14 protein-coding genes are annotated in these 15,819 nt (G+C 41.8%); 10 read left to right on the plus strand and 4 right to left on the minus strand.

Going from position 1 to position 15,819, the window contains the following annotated elements; translation table 11 throughout:
* Window positions 1–85: 85 nt before the first annotated feature.
* A complete protein-coding gene (locus tag ACV7NC_RS14125) occupies window positions 86–685 on the minus strand; it encodes a hypothetical protein (RefSeq protein WP_458153277.1) in 600 nt (199 codons plus the stop codon).
* Window positions 686–897: 212 nt separating this feature from the next.
* On the opposite strand from ACV7NC_RS14125, the gene ACV7NC_RS14130 reads away from it, so the two are divergent.
* The 4 genes from ACV7NC_RS14130 to xth all read left to right on the plus strand — a co-directional run bounded on the left by ACV7NC_RS14130 (window position 898) and on the right by xth (window position 5,881).
* Window positions 898–1,239, plus strand: a complete 342-nt coding sequence (locus ACV7NC_RS14130) for a YnfA family protein (protein WP_458153278.1) — start codon at window positions 898–900, stop codon at window positions 1,237–1,239.
* 134 nt (window positions 1,240–1,373) lie between these two features.
* Window positions 1,374–3,299: an ATP-dependent DNA helicase gene (locus ACV7NC_RS14135; protein ID WP_458153279.1), complete on the plus strand. Its 1,926-nt coding sequence runs from the start codon at window positions 1,374–1,376 to the stop codon at window positions 3,297–3,299.
* 62 nt (window positions 3,300–3,361) lie between these two features.
* Window positions 3,362–5,050: a hypothetical protein gene (locus ACV7NC_RS14140; RefSeq protein ID WP_458153280.1), complete on the plus strand. Its 1,689-nt coding sequence runs from the start codon at window positions 3,362–3,364 to the stop codon at window positions 5,048–5,050.
* A 66-nt stretch (window positions 5,051–5,116) separates the two neighbouring features.
* Window positions 5,117–5,881 carry an exodeoxyribonuclease III gene (xth, locus tag ACV7NC_RS14145; protein WP_458153281.1) on the plus strand — a complete coding sequence of 255 codons (765 nt, stop codon included), beginning with the start codon at window positions 5,117–5,119 and terminating at the stop codon, window positions 5,879–5,881.
* A 15-nt stretch (window positions 5,882–5,896) separates the two neighbouring features.
* Here xth and ACV7NC_RS14150 read toward each other — a convergent pair whose 3' ends face one another.
* The 3 genes from ACV7NC_RS14150 to glnA form a co-directional block, all read right to left on the minus strand.
* The gene (locus ACV7NC_RS14150) at window positions 5,897–6,337 is read right to left on the minus strand and encodes a DUF4124 domain-containing protein (protein ID WP_458153283.1); all 441 of its coding nucleotides are present in this window, start codon (window positions 6,335–6,337) and stop codon (window positions 5,897–5,899) included.
* A 57-nt stretch (window positions 6,338–6,394) separates the two neighbouring features.
* The gene (locus ACV7NC_RS14155) at window positions 6,395–6,835 is read right to left on the minus strand and encodes a DUF4124 domain-containing protein (protein WP_458153285.1); all 441 of its coding nucleotides are present in this window, start codon (window positions 6,833–6,835) and stop codon (window positions 6,395–6,397) included.
* 182 nt (window positions 6,836–7,017) lie between these two features.
* A complete protein-coding gene (gene glnA, locus ACV7NC_RS14160; RefSeq protein ID WP_458153286.1) occupies window positions 7,018–8,427 on the minus strand; it encodes a type I glutamate--ammonia ligase in 1,410 nt (469 codons plus the stop codon).
* Between the two features lie 302 nt (window positions 8,428–8,729).
* Between glnA and recQ the strand changes: the two genes are divergently transcribed.
* The 6 genes from recQ (at window position 8,730) to epsG (ending at window position 15,797) form a co-directional block, all read left to right on the plus strand.
* Window positions 8,730–10,550 (plus strand): DNA helicase RecQ, encoded by a 1,821-nt coding sequence (gene recQ, locus ACV7NC_RS14165; protein ID WP_458154955.1) that lies wholly within the window; start codon window positions 8,730–8,732, stop codon window positions 10,548–10,550.
* 106 nt (window positions 10,551–10,656) lie between these two features.
* Entirely contained in the window at window positions 10,657–10,839 is a 183-nt protein-coding gene (locus ACV7NC_RS14170) for a hypothetical protein (RefSeq protein ID WP_458153287.1), read from the plus strand.
* 708 nt (window positions 10,840–11,547) lie between these two features.
* Window positions 11,548–12,531: an EpsD family peptidyl-prolyl cis-trans isomerase gene (locus ACV7NC_RS14175; protein WP_458153288.1), complete on the plus strand. Its 984-nt coding sequence runs from the start codon at window positions 11,548–11,550 to the stop codon at window positions 12,529–12,531.
* Between the two features lie 58 nt (window positions 12,532–12,589).
* Window positions 12,590–13,405, plus strand: a complete 816-nt coding sequence (gene epsE / locus ACV7NC_RS14180) for a polysaccharide export protein EpsE (protein ID WP_458153289.1) — start codon at window positions 12,590–12,592, stop codon at window positions 13,403–13,405.
* 90 nt (window positions 13,406–13,495) lie between these two features.
* Complete coding sequence (gene epsF, locus ACV7NC_RS14185) at window positions 13,496–14,869, plus strand: chain length determinant protein EpsF (protein ID WP_458153290.1); 1,374 nt, start codon at window positions 13,496–13,498, stop codon at window positions 14,867–14,869.
* 25 nt (window positions 14,870–14,894) lie between these two features.
* A complete protein-coding gene (epsG, locus tag ACV7NC_RS14190) occupies window positions 14,895–15,797 on the plus strand; it encodes a chain length determinant protein tyrosine kinase EpsG (RefSeq protein WP_458153292.1) in 903 nt (300 codons plus the stop codon).
* Window positions 15,798–15,819 lie beyond the last annotated feature (22 nt).

Consider the following 15,819-nt stretch of genomic DNA (forward strand, 5'->3'; position numbering starts at 1 on the left):
GGCATGTTGATGCAATATTTAAGTCTGGACTTGCGTGCTTTTACAGATAAAGAGTCTTAGTGAGCCGGGAGCCTGCTTCGGATTGCTAATCTTTAGGTAAGAATGTAGAAAAAAGGGTTTTAAAATGATCTTTCCAACCAAATCCTACTTTTAGGGGGACCATGAGCTGAATGGCAATATCCTGGTCATTTTTTCCTTCGATATAAAGCGTATATTGTCCCGGCTCAGTGAGTTTGATTGCTTGTGTGATGACGCCCGATGGATGCTGTGTCGCTGGAATAGTCAGAATATCAATTTCTTTTTTTTGTTCATTAATGAGTTCGGACTTGACCAATCGTTGACTCAACAGAAAGTTACGGGCTGTTTCCGGATAGAGTAAATCGATGGAGATATTCAAACTGGCTGGTTCCGGCACTCTTCCGCATTGTATGGGGACATAAGCGGAGCGAATGGTATCTTTGGGAATTTCGTAGTCGAGGGGCAGATAGTAGCCGGAATAACCAATGGTCAATGTGTTTGTTTCTATCGTACAGGCACCGCCTCGGAAACCTTTGGGGTAAGTTTCTGAGAAATCGCCTTGTGAGCTAGTGCGGTATAATGCACTAAAAGTTACGAATGCAAGGATGATTCCAAGCAAAATTGTGAGTTGCGGGCGGCGAATTAACAATTTTGGCTTGGTTTGCATAGGGCTTCCTTGGTTTTTTCAAAAAATGTCGAACTTTCAGAGCTAAATTAAGTTATGCGCTATCGGAATGGATGTCATTCCATGCGAACAATATCATCCGGGTTGTCAGAGTGATGTAACATAACCGATCCCCAATGGATTAACAAGCTCGAGCAGATTCTTGTTGAAGAGCCAGCAACAGGGGAATGTCAATTTAGTCGGGTTGTTAAGTGATGGAAATTATTAAGACATTAGGGTTGTTTGTAGTAACAGCGATTGCGGAAATAGTCGGCTGCTATTTGCCCTATTTGTATTTGAAAGAGGGTAAGTCGTTCTGGCTACTCCTGCCTGCCGCAGTGAGTTTATGTCTATTCGTATGGTTGCTGACACTGCATCCACAAGCCGCGGGCCGTGTGTATGCGGCCTATGGCGGGGTTTATATCAGTGTGGCATTGATGTGGTTATGGTTGATAGATGCAATTCGTCCAACCGGGTCGGATTGGGTGGGTGTCGGGTTATGTTTGGCCGGTGTGATTGTCATCATGTATGGCAGGCAATTGTTCAGATATTTTTGAAGGCATGACACATTAAATATTAACGGACTGAATATTAATTTTTCAATTAATCCTTCCTCAATAGCCTTTGGTGGTTTCCGGTTTGTGCAATCCGAAAGCCGGTTTATTTTAATAGCATCCGATAATCCATTTTCATGGTAGACATCGATTCAATTTTCTCGGCGGACGGTGCGCTTGCTCGCCAAATTTCCGGATTCCGCATGCGTCCCCAACAGTTGGAAATGGCTCAAATTATTGCTAAGACTATTCATAACCACCAGGTTCTGGTGGCGGAAGCAGGTACCGGGACCGGGAAGACATTTGCATACCTGGTTCCTGCTTTTCTTGGCGGTGGCAAAGTGATTATCTCGACAGGAACAAAAACACTACAAGATCAATTATTTAGTCGGGATATTCCAATCGTTCGAGCAGCGCTTAAAATTCCAATAACGATTGCCTTGTTGAAGGGGCGTGCGAATTATATTTGTCTGTATCATCTGGAAAGAAGTTTGCAGGATACACAGCTCAGTTTTATTAATCGCGACGAAATTCAATATCTGCAGTTGATCGATCGTTACGCAAGAAACAGTAAAGATGGCGACCGAAGCGGGCTTAGCGCAGTGCCGGACAACGCAGCAATCTGGCAGCAAGTCACATCGACTCGCGATAGCTGCCTCGGTTCCGAATGTCCGGATTACAAGAAGTGTTTTGTCATGGAGGCGCGGAAACAAGCACTGGCTGCTGATGTTGTGGTGGTTAACCACCACTTGTTTTTTGCCGACGTGATGTTGCGTGATGAAGGATTGTCCGAATTGTTACCGGCCTGTAATACGGTTATTTTTGACGAAGCGCACCAGTTGCCGGAAACAGCCAGTTTATTTTTTGGTGATTCTATCAGTACCGGACAATTGCTGGATCTTGCGCGTGATGCTAAAACTGAAGCGATTCAAGCGGCAGCGGATTTTGTGCCCCTAACGGATGCGATCGCAACAATGGAGAAAGCTGTTCGTGATTTACGATTGACAGTCACGGCGGATAACTCTCGGTTATCATTTGCAACGGTGATGCGATATGCTGATTTCGATAAAGCGCTGAATCATTTGCTCAAACAGTTGACGCAACTGGTTACGTTGCTTGAAGATCAAGCGGAACGATCGGAAGGATTGGAGAATTGCCGGCAGCGTGCAGCCAGCCATTTGTATTTGATCCAGCGCTGGCATGATGAAATCGACATGCAAGGGTATGTGCGCTGGATCGAAGTTTACCATCAGGCAATGCAACTACATGCTACACCTCTTTCAATCGCTGAGATTTTTCAAAAGCAAATGATGAGCTCGTTACGAACTTGGATTTTTACTTCGGCGACACTCTCAGTTAAAAAGGATTTTTCACATTTCAATCACGAAATGGGGTTGAGCGACGTTCAGACCGCTTATTGGGAAAGTCCATTTAATTTTGCTGAGCAAGCATTGCTGTATGTGCCGCTTGGATTGCCGGAACCGCAACACAAATCCTATACCGATCAGGTCGTGCAAGCCGCATTGCCGGTATTACGGGCAAGCCGTGGACGCGCTTTTTTTCTTTGCACAAGCTTACGTGCAATGCTGCGGGTGAATGAATTGCTGCAAGCGTGCGCTGATTTTGATTTCCCAATTCTGTTGCAAGGACAAGATTCACGATCCTATATGTTAGAGCGTTTCCGAGAATTAAAAAACGCGGTGCTCATTGGCAGTCAATCGTTTTGGGAAGGCGTGGATGTTCGCGGCGAAGCTTTATCGTTGGTTATCATCGATAAGCTGCCTTTTGCCCCGCCGGATGATCCGGTGCTTTCTGCCCGCATTGAGAAAATTAATCGCGAGGGCCGCAATGCTTTTTTGGAATATCAATTACCCCGTGCGGTCATTAACCTCAAACAGGGAGCCGGTCGGTTAATACGAGATGAAACCGACCGCGGGGTATTGATGATCTGTGATCCCCGTCTCACAACCAAGGCTTACGGCAAATCTATTTGGCAAAGCTTGCCGCCAATGAAGCGGACTCGTGAGTTAGATGAAGTCAAACGATTCTTCGAAAGTCACTAAACAATCAGTTGAAAGAAATAATTGAATTATTGGCTGGTTTTCAATAGATGGTGCAAAGCTCTATGCTGAAAATAAATTTTTTTCTCATGATATTTTCCATTTTTACAGGAGTGTTTGTTTTAGCTCCTGATACGTTTGCAAGGAGTGATACTCCGGTCTTAGCCAGTGACCGGGATTATCAGAAGGAGCTGGCAATTGTCAAATTGAACGACATTATTAGAAATATTAAACAACAAAAGAAAGAAGTAGATGCTAAGTTGCAGTTGTTAATGAAGGCTAAAACCGAGCAGGAGAAAAACAGAATTCAGAATGAATTGAATGAATTAAGTAAGGCTATCGTTGAGCAGGAGTCATCGTTTGAGATGATACTGACGGCGGGTCTGGAGCTGGAAAGAGACGATACTGAAGAACAAGAGAAGTTTGATTGGCAAAAAGACTTGCTGGAAATTGTGCAACCGATATTAAGTGAACTGCGGCAATTAACGGAGAATAAGCGCAAGCTGGATAATCTCAACAAAAAAATTGCTTTTTATACCTCACAAATTGCGGATATCGAAGAGGTTCTTAAACATATTTCAAAAGTCAATACACAGGGCTTCGAGAAAGAAGCTTTAATGGAATTTGAGCGCATTGATCGCAAATGGCGGGGGCAGCTTGATAAGAGCAGGCATCTGCTGGAGATCGCACGTTTGCAGTATGACGAAATGATTAAGTCGCAGTCTGCAAAGGAAGTTTCTGTTGCCGAGCATATTAAGCAATTTGCCACGGGGCGAGGTGCGACTTTGTTAATGGCGCTCGTTGCCTTTATTACGGTGTATTTTTCAATGTTACTGCTGTTAAAGCTATTGGGCTGGTTGAGCAATAGAAGTGAAGATCAGAAAAGGACTTATTATCAACGGGTAATTACTTTGTTTTACCATTTCTTGATGGCAGCCTTGGCTGTTGCGGCAGCATTTTATGTGCTGAGTGTGAGAAATGATCAGGTATTGATTGGTATTACAGTGTTGTTACTACTGAGTATTATTTGGTTACTGAAGAGCTCTATTCCCAGTTATGTGAATGAGCTCAGAATTCTGCTAAATACGGGATCCGTCAGGGAAGGGGAATGTATCCTATACAATGGTATTCCAATGCAGGTGGAAAGTTTGAATTATTACACCAAATTGGTAAACCCTTTATTGCCCGGTTTGGAATTGCGTTTAACACTGGCGGAATTGGCGAACTATGTTTCTCGTCCTTATTCACCCGATGAGCCTTGGTTTCCCTGTCAAATCGGTGATTTTGTCATGCTCTCAGATGGAACTTATGGAATGGTAAAGTGCATTACGCTTGAGAACATTTTGTTATCTCTTTCCGATGGCACGATGCCGAGAACCTATACCGTTCCGGATTTTATTTCCGCAAATCCTAAGAATTTTTCGCACGGGTTTATCGTTGTCAGCGACTTCGGTATCGATTATAAACATCAAAGCTTATGTACTACTGAAATTCCGGATAAATTCGCAAGCGGGATCCGTGCAGGATTGCTGCAAGAAACTTATGGTCATGCGTTGAAGGACTTATCTGTGTTTTTCGCTAAAGCCAATACCTCTTCCTTGGACTATAAAATAATTGCCACTTTTGAAGGCGTGGCCGCAAAAGACTACTTTGCGATTCGGCGTGCATTACAACGTTATGCAGTTGAAGTTTGTAACCAGCAGCAATGGATCATACCATTTACCCAAGTTGCTGTTCATACGCGGGTAGATTGATTGGATGATTGATAATTGCGCCGATAAGCCGCCGCTTCATAAAAACGTATTGAACCGTTATTACCTATGAAATTAGCTACTTGGAATGTTAATTCTTTGAAGGTGCGATTGCCGCACGTTATTGATTGGTTAAAAACAAATCAACCGGATATGTTATGTTTACAAGAAACAAAGCTGACCGATGAGAATTTTCCGGTTAAAGAAATTGCGGAAGCTGGCTATGAGTCCATTTTTGCCGGGCAGAAAACCTACAACGGCGTAGCGATTCTTAGTAAGCAGAAGGGGCTTGAAGTAGTATCGGCTTTACCCGGTTTTGCTGACGAGCAGAAAAGAATTATTGCTGCTACGTTCGGTGATTTGCGGATTGTTTCAGTGTACGTACCCAATGGCGAGAGTGTCGAGTCTGACAAATATGATTATAAAATGAGATGGCTTCCTTCCTTAACCCGATGGCTGCAGCAGGAACTCAAAGTCTATCGAAAGTTAGCGCTACTAGGAGATTTTAATATTGCGCCAGAAGATCGGGATGTACACGATCCGGAATTGTGGGAAGGTAAAGTTCTGTGCAGTCAACCGGAGCGATCTGCTTTTGAGGATTTGCTAAAGTTGGGATTGTCGGATAGTTTCCGGCTTTTTGATCAACCGGAAAAATCGTTTACCTGGTGGGATTATCGGATGATGGCTTTCCGGTTAAATCGCGGATTGCGCATTGATCACATACTATTGAGCACTGATCTTGCACGAGATTGTGCCGCTTGTATTATTGATAAATCAACGAGAAAACTGGAACGTCCTTCCGATCATGCGCCGGTATTGGTCGAGCTTTCGTGATATGGTGCTTCCGGATTAAGGAGTATTTTTTTTCTCCGAAAGCTCATTAAGTTCTTTTTTCAAAACCTTCAGATTGTTTTCCCGGTTGTCTATTTCACTGCGTAACCGTTCTACCCGGTCCAAATATCTTTGATAATTGCGCTCGCTTCCCAAGCGGTCCGGATTGCCGTCTTTATATTCATTTTTAACTTCACTGAGGCGTTTTTCTTCTTCCGAAATCTTGCTTTGTAGCTTTTCCTTCTGTTCTTCCAGTTTCATTGATTCTCTACGCCTGGCGATTCGCTCCTCAACATCTCCGGAATCGACAGGGGGGACAACGACGATGGGCGGCAAATTAAGTTGTTTTGCATTGTTCGATGGAATGTTTGAATAGGTAACGTTACCTTTTTCATCGACATGTTTGTAGATCCCGGCTGAAAGCGGGAATGAAAGAGAAATTAGCACGATAAAAAACAAGCACTTTCTTTTCATAAATTCGCCGGGCTTATGGTCGCAAGATCTGTTCAGCCACTGCTATTTTCCAAGCTCTTTTTTTAGAGCGCTAATATTCCTTTGATGTAAAAACAATTTATTTTTTAACTGAACAATTTTCTCTGCCGAATTGCTGATGTCCGGTCCGATGGATATATGATCCAGAGAACTTTGTGTATCCGCAAAAAGTTTTTCTTCCGTTACTAATTCTTTTTCGAGGATTTTCCGGCGCATTGTATCCCGGTCATTCTGGGTGGAATCTTTGATTTTTGGTAAATTTGAGGAGGTCTGCGATCTGGATTGACTGATACCATCTCTGGAATATGATGCAATCGAAATCTTTTCGGCATTTGGGATAGGACGGTTGGTAAAAGTGATGTTGCCATCTTTATCAACATGTTTATAAATGGTTGATCCGGCAATGGCATTGGTTGAAAGGATAATTTGCAGAAAAATCAGAAAAATAAATGTGCTGGTTTTCATATTGTGCTAGATGAAAGTTAGTAACAATTGCAACCATAGTGTCAGTTTATCAATGATTTCTTCAGGATAATGTTAAAAAAGAACTATATATTCCTCCTTTTTACAGAAAATGATTTTCACGAAATGTGCATTCATTCTGGGGTAAATCGAAGAAATATTCAATGATTCAACCCCAGATCGGATTAAAGGCTGTAATACATATCAAATTCTACTGGATGCGTTGTAGTGCGTAACAAAATAACTTCTTCCATTTTCAGCTGAATATATGCATCGATCATATCATTGGAAAATACCCCGCCGCGGATCAGAAAATCACGGTCTTTATTGAGACATTCCAATGCCTCATCCAACGATGCACAGGCATTGGGCACTTTTGCGGCTTCTTCAGGCGGTAAGTCGTACAGATTTTTATCCATTGGATCGCCCGGATGTATTTTGTTTTGGATGCCATCGAGCCCCGCCATCATCAGTGCGGTAAATGCTAAATACGGGTTGGCTGTCGGGTCTGGAAATCGAACTTCAATGCGACGTCCTTTGGGGCTGCTCGTGTGTGGGATACGGATCGCCGCTGAACGATTACTAGCCGAATAAGCCAAATTCACAGGGGCTTCGAAACCAGCCACCAAGCGCTTGTATGAGTTGGTGCTGGGATTGCAGATGGCATTTAGTGCTTTTGCATGCTTCAAAATGCCGCCGATGTAATACAGTGCGATTTCAGATAAACCCGCATAACCATTCCCGGAAAACAAGTTTTTACCGTCCTTCCAAATGGATTGGTGCACATGCATGCCGGAACCATTATCTCCAACGATCGGTTTGGGCATGAAAGTGGCAGTTTTGCCATAGGAATGTGCAACATTGTGTACCACATATTTCAAAATCTGGTTCCAGTCGGCGCGTTTGACCAAACTGTTAAAGCGTGTACCAATTTCACATTGTCCGGCAGTGGCAACTTCATGGTGATGTACCTCGACACCTACGCCCATTTCTTCCAACGTAAGGCACATTGCCGAGCGGATATCCTGGAATGAATCGACTGGGGGAACAGGAAAATAACCGCCTTTAATTGCTGGGCGATGGCCGATATTGCCACTTTCGTATTTGAGTGCGGAACTCCATGCAGCTTCCTCGGATTCGATTTTTACAGAGCATCCGGCCATATCGGTGTGCCAGCGTACCGAATCAAATATGAAAAATTCGGGTTCAGGGCCAAAGTATGCCACGTCACCAATGCCAGTCGATTTAAGATAAATTTCAGCGCGCTTTGCAAGCGAACGGGGATCCCGGTTATAACCTTTTCCATCAGCAGGTTCAACGACATCGCAAGTAAGCAGTATGGTTGGTTCATCCATGAAAGGATCCAGATTGGCGGTATCCGGATCAGGAATTAACAACATGTCGGAGGCTTGAATACTTTTCCAGCCGCCGATCGAAGAGCCATCAAAAGGGTGGCCGTCTTCAAATTTGTCAGCATCAAAGGTGTGCGCGGGAATGGTGACGTGATGTTCTTTACCGTTAGTGTCGGTAAATCGTAAATCAACAAACTTGATTTCATTGTCTTGAATCATTTTCAAAACATCAGCTACCACCATATTATTTTCTCCAGGCTTCTGTTACAAAAAATTAATGACTAAAAAACATTCAGATGGAATTATACCAGCACAGCGTCATGAGTAATTTAGAACCTTGCTGACTTCCATTTGTAAATTGGCTCATCGGAATCAATTTCTTAAATGCCCGGATGTGCATTCTACTGTACTATTGCTGGCCAAGTCTCTACGTTTATATAATTCACGCAAATTTTTCATCGCGAATCAATATTTCTGAACTGATTGTCAGGTGGAAAAAAATATCCTCTATAACTGAAGGTTGCGTTTTTTTGAAGCCACCAAATATGTCCCAAGCGCTTAATTTGCTTAAGGAAGTTTTCGGTTTTCCGGCCTTTCGCGGGCAACAGTTTGAAATCATTTCGCACCTTGCTCAGGGTGGTGATTGCTTGGTTTTAATGCCGACAGGTGGTGGCAAGTCGCTGTGTTATCAGATTCCAGCATTAATGCGCAATGGTGTCGCTATTGTGATATCTCCATTAATAGCCTTGATGCGTAATCAAGTCGCTGCGCTGCATGAGATTGGTGTGCGAGCCGCATTTTTGAATTCTTCACTCAGCTGGCAGGAAGCTGCGTCGATTGAGCAGAAGCTTATGGCTGGAGGCTACGATTTGCTATACGTAGCGCCTGAGCGTTTGTCAAGCGCTCGATTCATGAATTTAATTTCCAATATTGATATTGCACTATTTGCAATTGATGAGGCCCACTGTGTTTCCCAGTGGGGGCATGATTTTCGTCCAGAGTATATGCAGTTGTCGATATTGCATGAATGTTTTCCCGAAGTTCCGCGCATTGCTTTGACAGCCACAGCGGATAAGGATACTCGTAAAGATATCATTGAGCGGTTGGGATTGGGTGCGGCCAAAGTATTTATTTCCAGTTTTGATCGCCCCAATATTCGTTATCACATTGTGGATAAAACCAATCGTTATTCGCAGCTATTAACTTTCATTCTTACAGAGCATTCTGGGGATGCTGGGATTGTATATTGTCTGTCGCGCAAGAGGGTTGAGGAAACTGCAGCTTGGCTGATCAAGCAGGGTCTACCCGCAGTTGCATATCATGCCGGTATGAGTACGCAGGAACGAAATAAAAGCCAAGAGAAGTTTCTGCGTGAAGAAGGCATTATTATGGTGGCCACGATTGCTTTTGGAATGGGAATAGATAAGCCAAATGTGCGTTTTGTCGCTCATCTTGATCTGCCTAAGAGCATTGAAGGTTATTATCAGGAAACCGGCCGTGCAGGGCGGGACGGATTAACTGCGAATGCTTGGATGATTTATGGATTGGGAGATGTCATTCAGCAACAGCGACTCATTGAAGATTCCGAAGCAAACCCTTCACATAAACAGGTAGCTCTTCGAAAATTGGAAGCGATGCTTTCATTGTGTGAGACAACGACATGCCGCCGTGTGCAAATGTTAAGTTATTTTGGGGAAACAGTGGCCATGTCGGCATGTGGTAACTGTGATATCTGCTTGAACCCACCGAAAACTTTAGATGCGACGATAGATGTGCAAAAGGCATTGTCATGTGTATATCGCACAGGACAAAATTTTGGTGTGAAGCATTTAATTGATGTTCTGCGCGGTAACTTGACAGGTCGCGTTATGGAGTGGCATCACGACAAGCTGAGTACATTCGGCATTGGTAAAGATCTATCGGTCAGTGCTTGGCGTTCTATTTTTCGACAGATTATTGCGTTCGGTTTTTTAAAAGTCGATAGTGTTGAGTATGGTGTTTTACGATTGACAGAGGCAAGTCGCGAAGTATTAAAAGGACAACGATCGGTTTTTTTGCATCAACGGACCAAAATAAATCAGTTAAATGAAAGCAATTCAAGCAATGGTTCTAATATTTTGGATGTGGGTGAACGTAATCTTTGGAATCAATTGCGCAATTGGCGTGCAGCAACTGCGCGAGAACACGGTGTTCCAGCATATGTGATCCTTCATGATGCAACCCTTATGGAACTGGTGCGCTTATGTCCGCAAAATACCGATGAGTTAAGCCGAGTCACGGGAATTGGTGCTCGCAAGCTTGAAAAATATGGCTGCCATCTGATGGCAATTTTTCTCGCAAACGCTAGTTCACAAACGAATAGATAAAAATTTTAAGATTTCTATGTTAGTCACTTGGAATTTTATTAAGTTCTGTTATATACTCAAAGATCAATAAATTATTGTTATAGATTTAGTATATGAGGAAAAAATAATGAAAGTATCGTTTTTTGCTGTAATTTTATTAGTTTTCTTGGCGGCCTGCTCAAATGCCGATATGGGTAATCCCGATCAGGTTGCTGAAGATTGCCCACATGGAGTTGATGGCAATGGCAATTGTGTCAAAGAAGGACAAGATCCACGTCCCTATGGTGGTAAAAGCAAACCTGGCCATTAATAATCATCAAAAAATTCTAATTATCTGATTAATCTTTAAACCGTCCATTGTGGCGGTTTTTTTATATATACGTTCGAGAGTTATCTAATTTGCTAGCTCTTGCTAGTACATGTTGCAAGATTTTTCAGAGGTATGTTTTGAAAAATCTAAGCCTCGTCAACGTGGCTAATTTAAATCCTCGCCGTGTCTGTTACCTGTCAAGCTTTAAATATCAAAAGCGTGTCTGGTATTTGTTATGCAACAAATAAGTTAAATAAGGCGTAAATCGACAAGTGTTTCAAGATTTGTTGTCATAAATTAGCCTTATGATAAGAGTATTACTTATCTGGCTGATGATGATCTTATCAAGTATCTGTAATTTTTAGATTATCGTTTTTGCAAAAGAAAGGTGCTTTTGTAGATTGTTTGAAGCAAAGATCAGGATAGGTTATCAAAAAGGAATCGTCTTTTTCAGTTGGTGCCAATTATTAGCATGATCTGTTTTGCACGTTTATGTTTTTCTTTAACTAGTGGTAAATACGTGTTTGATTTGTAACAAGCACTGCTGTATTTTGTCGGATACTAACTCTTTCATTAAAGTTTCTTCTTTTGTATGTCGTTGCTTACTTTAATTATGCATTTTATCTAATTGATATTATTATATATCTTAATATATTCCACTCGGCTAATTTTGTTTAACTAACATTGTCATCAAAAAGGGAAAGAACTATGGTATTAGTATATTTGCGGAAGTTTTTGTTATTGAGTATAGCGATTTCGGTTACTTTAGTTCTTATTGCTTGTAATAAAGAAGAGCCAACTGAAAAAAAATCCGGTCAAGCGCTCGCTCGCGTTAATGGAAAAGAAATCACAATGCTGCAACTTAACGATGAAATTAGACGTGCTAATGTGCGTGCTGATCAATATGAGGCTGCAAGCAAGCAATTATTGGAGTCACTGATCTCCCGTCAATTGATAGTTGATGAAGCTGTTCGAAACAAACTCGACCGTACGCCGGAAGTTATGCAAGCGAGAGAACGTGTTGTCGCACAGGTGATCACTCAAGCGTACTTACAAGGCATTATGAGTAAAGTTGAGAAACCAACAAAAGCCGAAATCGATGATTATTTTCAGAAACATCCGGAACTCTTTACGCAACGTAAACAATTTGATTTGACGATAGCCCGGATAGCAACAAAGGATTTAAGTGAAGAGTTAAAAAAAGTGCTTGATGCGGCAAAAACACTTGATGAAGTTATTTTGTGGCTGGATAAAAATAAGGTTCAGTATGTTCGTAGTGTAGCATCACGTAGTACAACTGATCTTCCACCTCAGATGGCAACTTTATTGCAGGAAAAAAGCAAAGATACAATTTTTATTATTAACGAACAAGAAACAAGTTCATTAATTTATGTGAATGCTGTTAAGGAAAGTCCAATTCCGCTAGCCTCTGCGGCACCGCAGATCGAAAGATTCCTGATGAATCAGAAATTTAGAGCAGCAACAGATGCCGAAATTGCTCGCCTGCGCACTGCGGCACAGATAGAGTATCTTAATACTAAAGATCAGAAATCAAATGACCAGAAACAAAATGTTGATAAGCCAGCTGATTCTTCATCTAGTGAATTGATATCGGATACTTTAGATGGGCTTAATAATGCTGCTCCGATTTCGGAAGGAGCAATTGAGCGTGGAATTACTGGATTCAAGTAACTTTCTTGTACTTTTCTGGACTTAAAGCTGATTGGTTATGAAATAAGGATTGCAAGGAATGAAGAAAAAATTAAGTAAGTTCATTTTATGGAGTATGGCTTTCATATTTCTCTGGATTGCCTGTATCAATATTACAGTAGCAAATGATTCGAGAGAGAGTGTATTGGGTCCCGGAGATTTATTAAAAATTTTTGTCTACGGTCATCCTGATATGACAACTGAGGCTAAAGTAAGCGAAACCGGTAATATCACATTCCCTCTTCTTGGCGAGATTCTCGTTGATGGATTAACACCTTCTGCAGCAGAAAAAAAGATAGCTAATCTGCTTGAGAGTAGAGATATTCTGAGAAAACCACAGATAAATATTTTTACTGCGACGTTACAAAGTCAAATGGTTTCTGTCCTTGGCTATGTTCGAAATCAAGGGCGCTATCCTATTGATGGGAAGCGTAGTTTAACTGAAATTCTAGCAATGGCGGGTGGAATAATTCCAGAAGGCGGCGATCTGATTACGCTGATTCGATCTGATGGAAATCAATTCTCCAAAGAAGTAATTGATGTATCAGAGATGGTACGTTCCGGAGACCTGTCGCGTGATGTGCATGTAAGAAGTGATGATCTGGTTTATGTTGAAAGAGCAAATCGATTTTATATCTATGGCGAAGTTCAACGTGCAGGGACGTACAGACTTGAACGGAATATGACGGTTATTCAAGCTTTATCCGTAGCTGGTGGACTGAATCCTCGAGGTACCGAGCGCGGCTTGAGAGTTCAGAGGCGTGATTCTGATGGGAATCTGAGGATATTGTCTGTGAAATCCAGTGATTTGGTTGAACCTGATGATGTTATTTATATCAAAGAAAGTTTGTTCTAATGAGCACTCTATACCATTTTGGAGGTCTTTCTAAGGATCCCTCCTTTTTTCTAAGTAACAATTAACTGAATTGGAACAAAATTTAATTCTATGGATTTTTCTCGATTCTTTTTTATCGTATTAGCAAGGTATAAACTCATTTTACTTACTCTTGTTGTGACTATCGCGACGACTCTGATCGTGAGTTTAAATCTGCCTAAAAGTTACAAATCATCTGCAACCTTGTTACTTACTTATAAAGGGGTTGATCCCGTTACTGGCTCGGTGATTCCTGCGCATCTTAATCCGAGCTTTATGGCTACTCAAATTGATGTTATCAAAAGTTCAAGGACTGCGATAATGGTGATAGATCAGCTTAGACTGGATCAAAGTGATGCTGTAAGAAAACAACATGAAGATAGCAATAGTGAATTGAGTTTACGCGATTGGCTTGCTAACTTCCTGCTTAGAAATGTTGACGTTGAGACTTCGCGAGACAGCAGCGTGATTGGTATTGGCTATAAAGGTCCTGATCCGATGTTTGCTGCTGCAATGGCAAATGCTTTTGCTAATGCTTATCAAGAGATTAGTATTCGCCTCACAGTTGAACCTTCGCAAAAAGCAGCAACTTATTTTACAGATCAACTGAATGTGTTACGTGATAGATTGGAAATAGCGCAAAAAAAACTTACTGAGTACCAGCAAGAAATGGGAATTATAGATGTGGATTATCGTCTTGATGTCGAAACAAAGCGACTTGATGAGCTTTCTCGTCAACTAATTTTCGCTCAAGCGGAGCTGATGGGTGCGATTTCTGAAGGGGAAAGCAATGTTGTTGGAGAGAGTACGAGCATTGCAAAAAATGCAATGATTAATAATTTAAAGCTCAGCTTGGTTCAAGCTGAGACTAAATTCTCGGAAATTTCCCAAAGAATTGGGAGTAATCATCCCATGTATGCAGCTGCAAAGGCCGATGTTGATAAATTAAGAGCGGAGCTAAGCAGGTACATAAGAGCAACTAAAAATACAGCGATTAACCAAGAAAGCGAAGTTCGTGCAGCACTCGAAGAGCAGAAAGCAAAAGTCTTAACTCTAAATCGCTCAAGAAATGAGCTTTTTCTTTTAGCTAGAGAAGTTGAAGGAGCACAGCAAGCCTATAATACTGCGATGCAACGTTTGAATCAAACCAGTCTGGAGGGGCAAGCGAATCTCTCAACCGTATCGATACTTGATACAGCTAAAGTACCGGAGCGTCCAGATAGTCCTAAGATATTTCTTAATACAATTTTATCTGTAATTTTGGGTACTCTCCTGGGGCTAGGGGTAGGGTTGCTTGTAGAAATGGTTGATCGGCGTGTGCGTTCAGCGGAAGACTTAATCGATATACTTCAAGTTCCTGTTCTGGGAGTGATTAAGAGGGGGGCCCCGAAACCCAAACGCTTACAGATAGCTTGGCCACGTTTATTAAGAAAAGGTTCAGCTTGAGCTTGAGCTAAAAATAGGATTAATAATGAGTATTCCAAATTCTTCAGAAAAAGAGAAATTTAATATTAAAGGCTCAATTGATTCTAATATGACATCTCTTCGTAAATTTAGTATAGGACACATCTTGCTGGATATGGGCAAGATCACGCCTGCAGAAGCAGAACGCGTTTTACGTTTGCAGAAGGAGAGCGGCCTGCGTTTTGGTGACGCGGCGCTAAAACTAGGACTTATTACTGAAGAAGATATTCAGTTAGTGCTCGCTCAGCAATTTGATTATCCTTATTTATTGCCAGGTCAAGGGAATCATCCCCCAGAGTTGGTAGTTGCATATCAACCATTTGGAGCTCAAGTAGAAGTATTTCGTGCTGTTCGTAGCCAATTAATGCTGCGCTGGTTTACTACAGGACATAAGGCACTGGCCATAGTTAGTTATAATCCTGGTGACGGTGTAAGTCTATTTGCGGCGAATCTGGCTATAGTATTTTCGCAACTTGGGGAACGCACATTGCTCATCGATTCAAATTTGCGCTATCCTCAACAACATGAAATATTTAATATTAAAAATAAGCAAGGGCTATCAGATGTATTAGCCGGTCGAATTGGAATTTCTGAAGTGATTGCGAGAATTGACGCATTTATTGATCTCTCGGTTTTGCCGGCCGGTACACCGCCTCCTAATCCTCTGGAACTACTTAACCGTTCATCATTTGACAATATAAATGAACAATTGGCCAGCCAATTCGATATTATCCTATATGACACGGTAGCCTTTTCAAATGGCACGGACGCGCTTGCGATAGCGGCCCGTACAGATGGTGTTTTAATTGTAGCAAGTAAAAACAATACTCGTTTAAATGATATTAATATCATAAATGAGCAGCTTAAAAGAATTGGAACCGAAGTGATTGGTTCAATTTTAATTGATTGATTATTACGATAGCTATTAAATC

This window comes from Nitrosomonas limosa, from assembly GCF_054188085.1.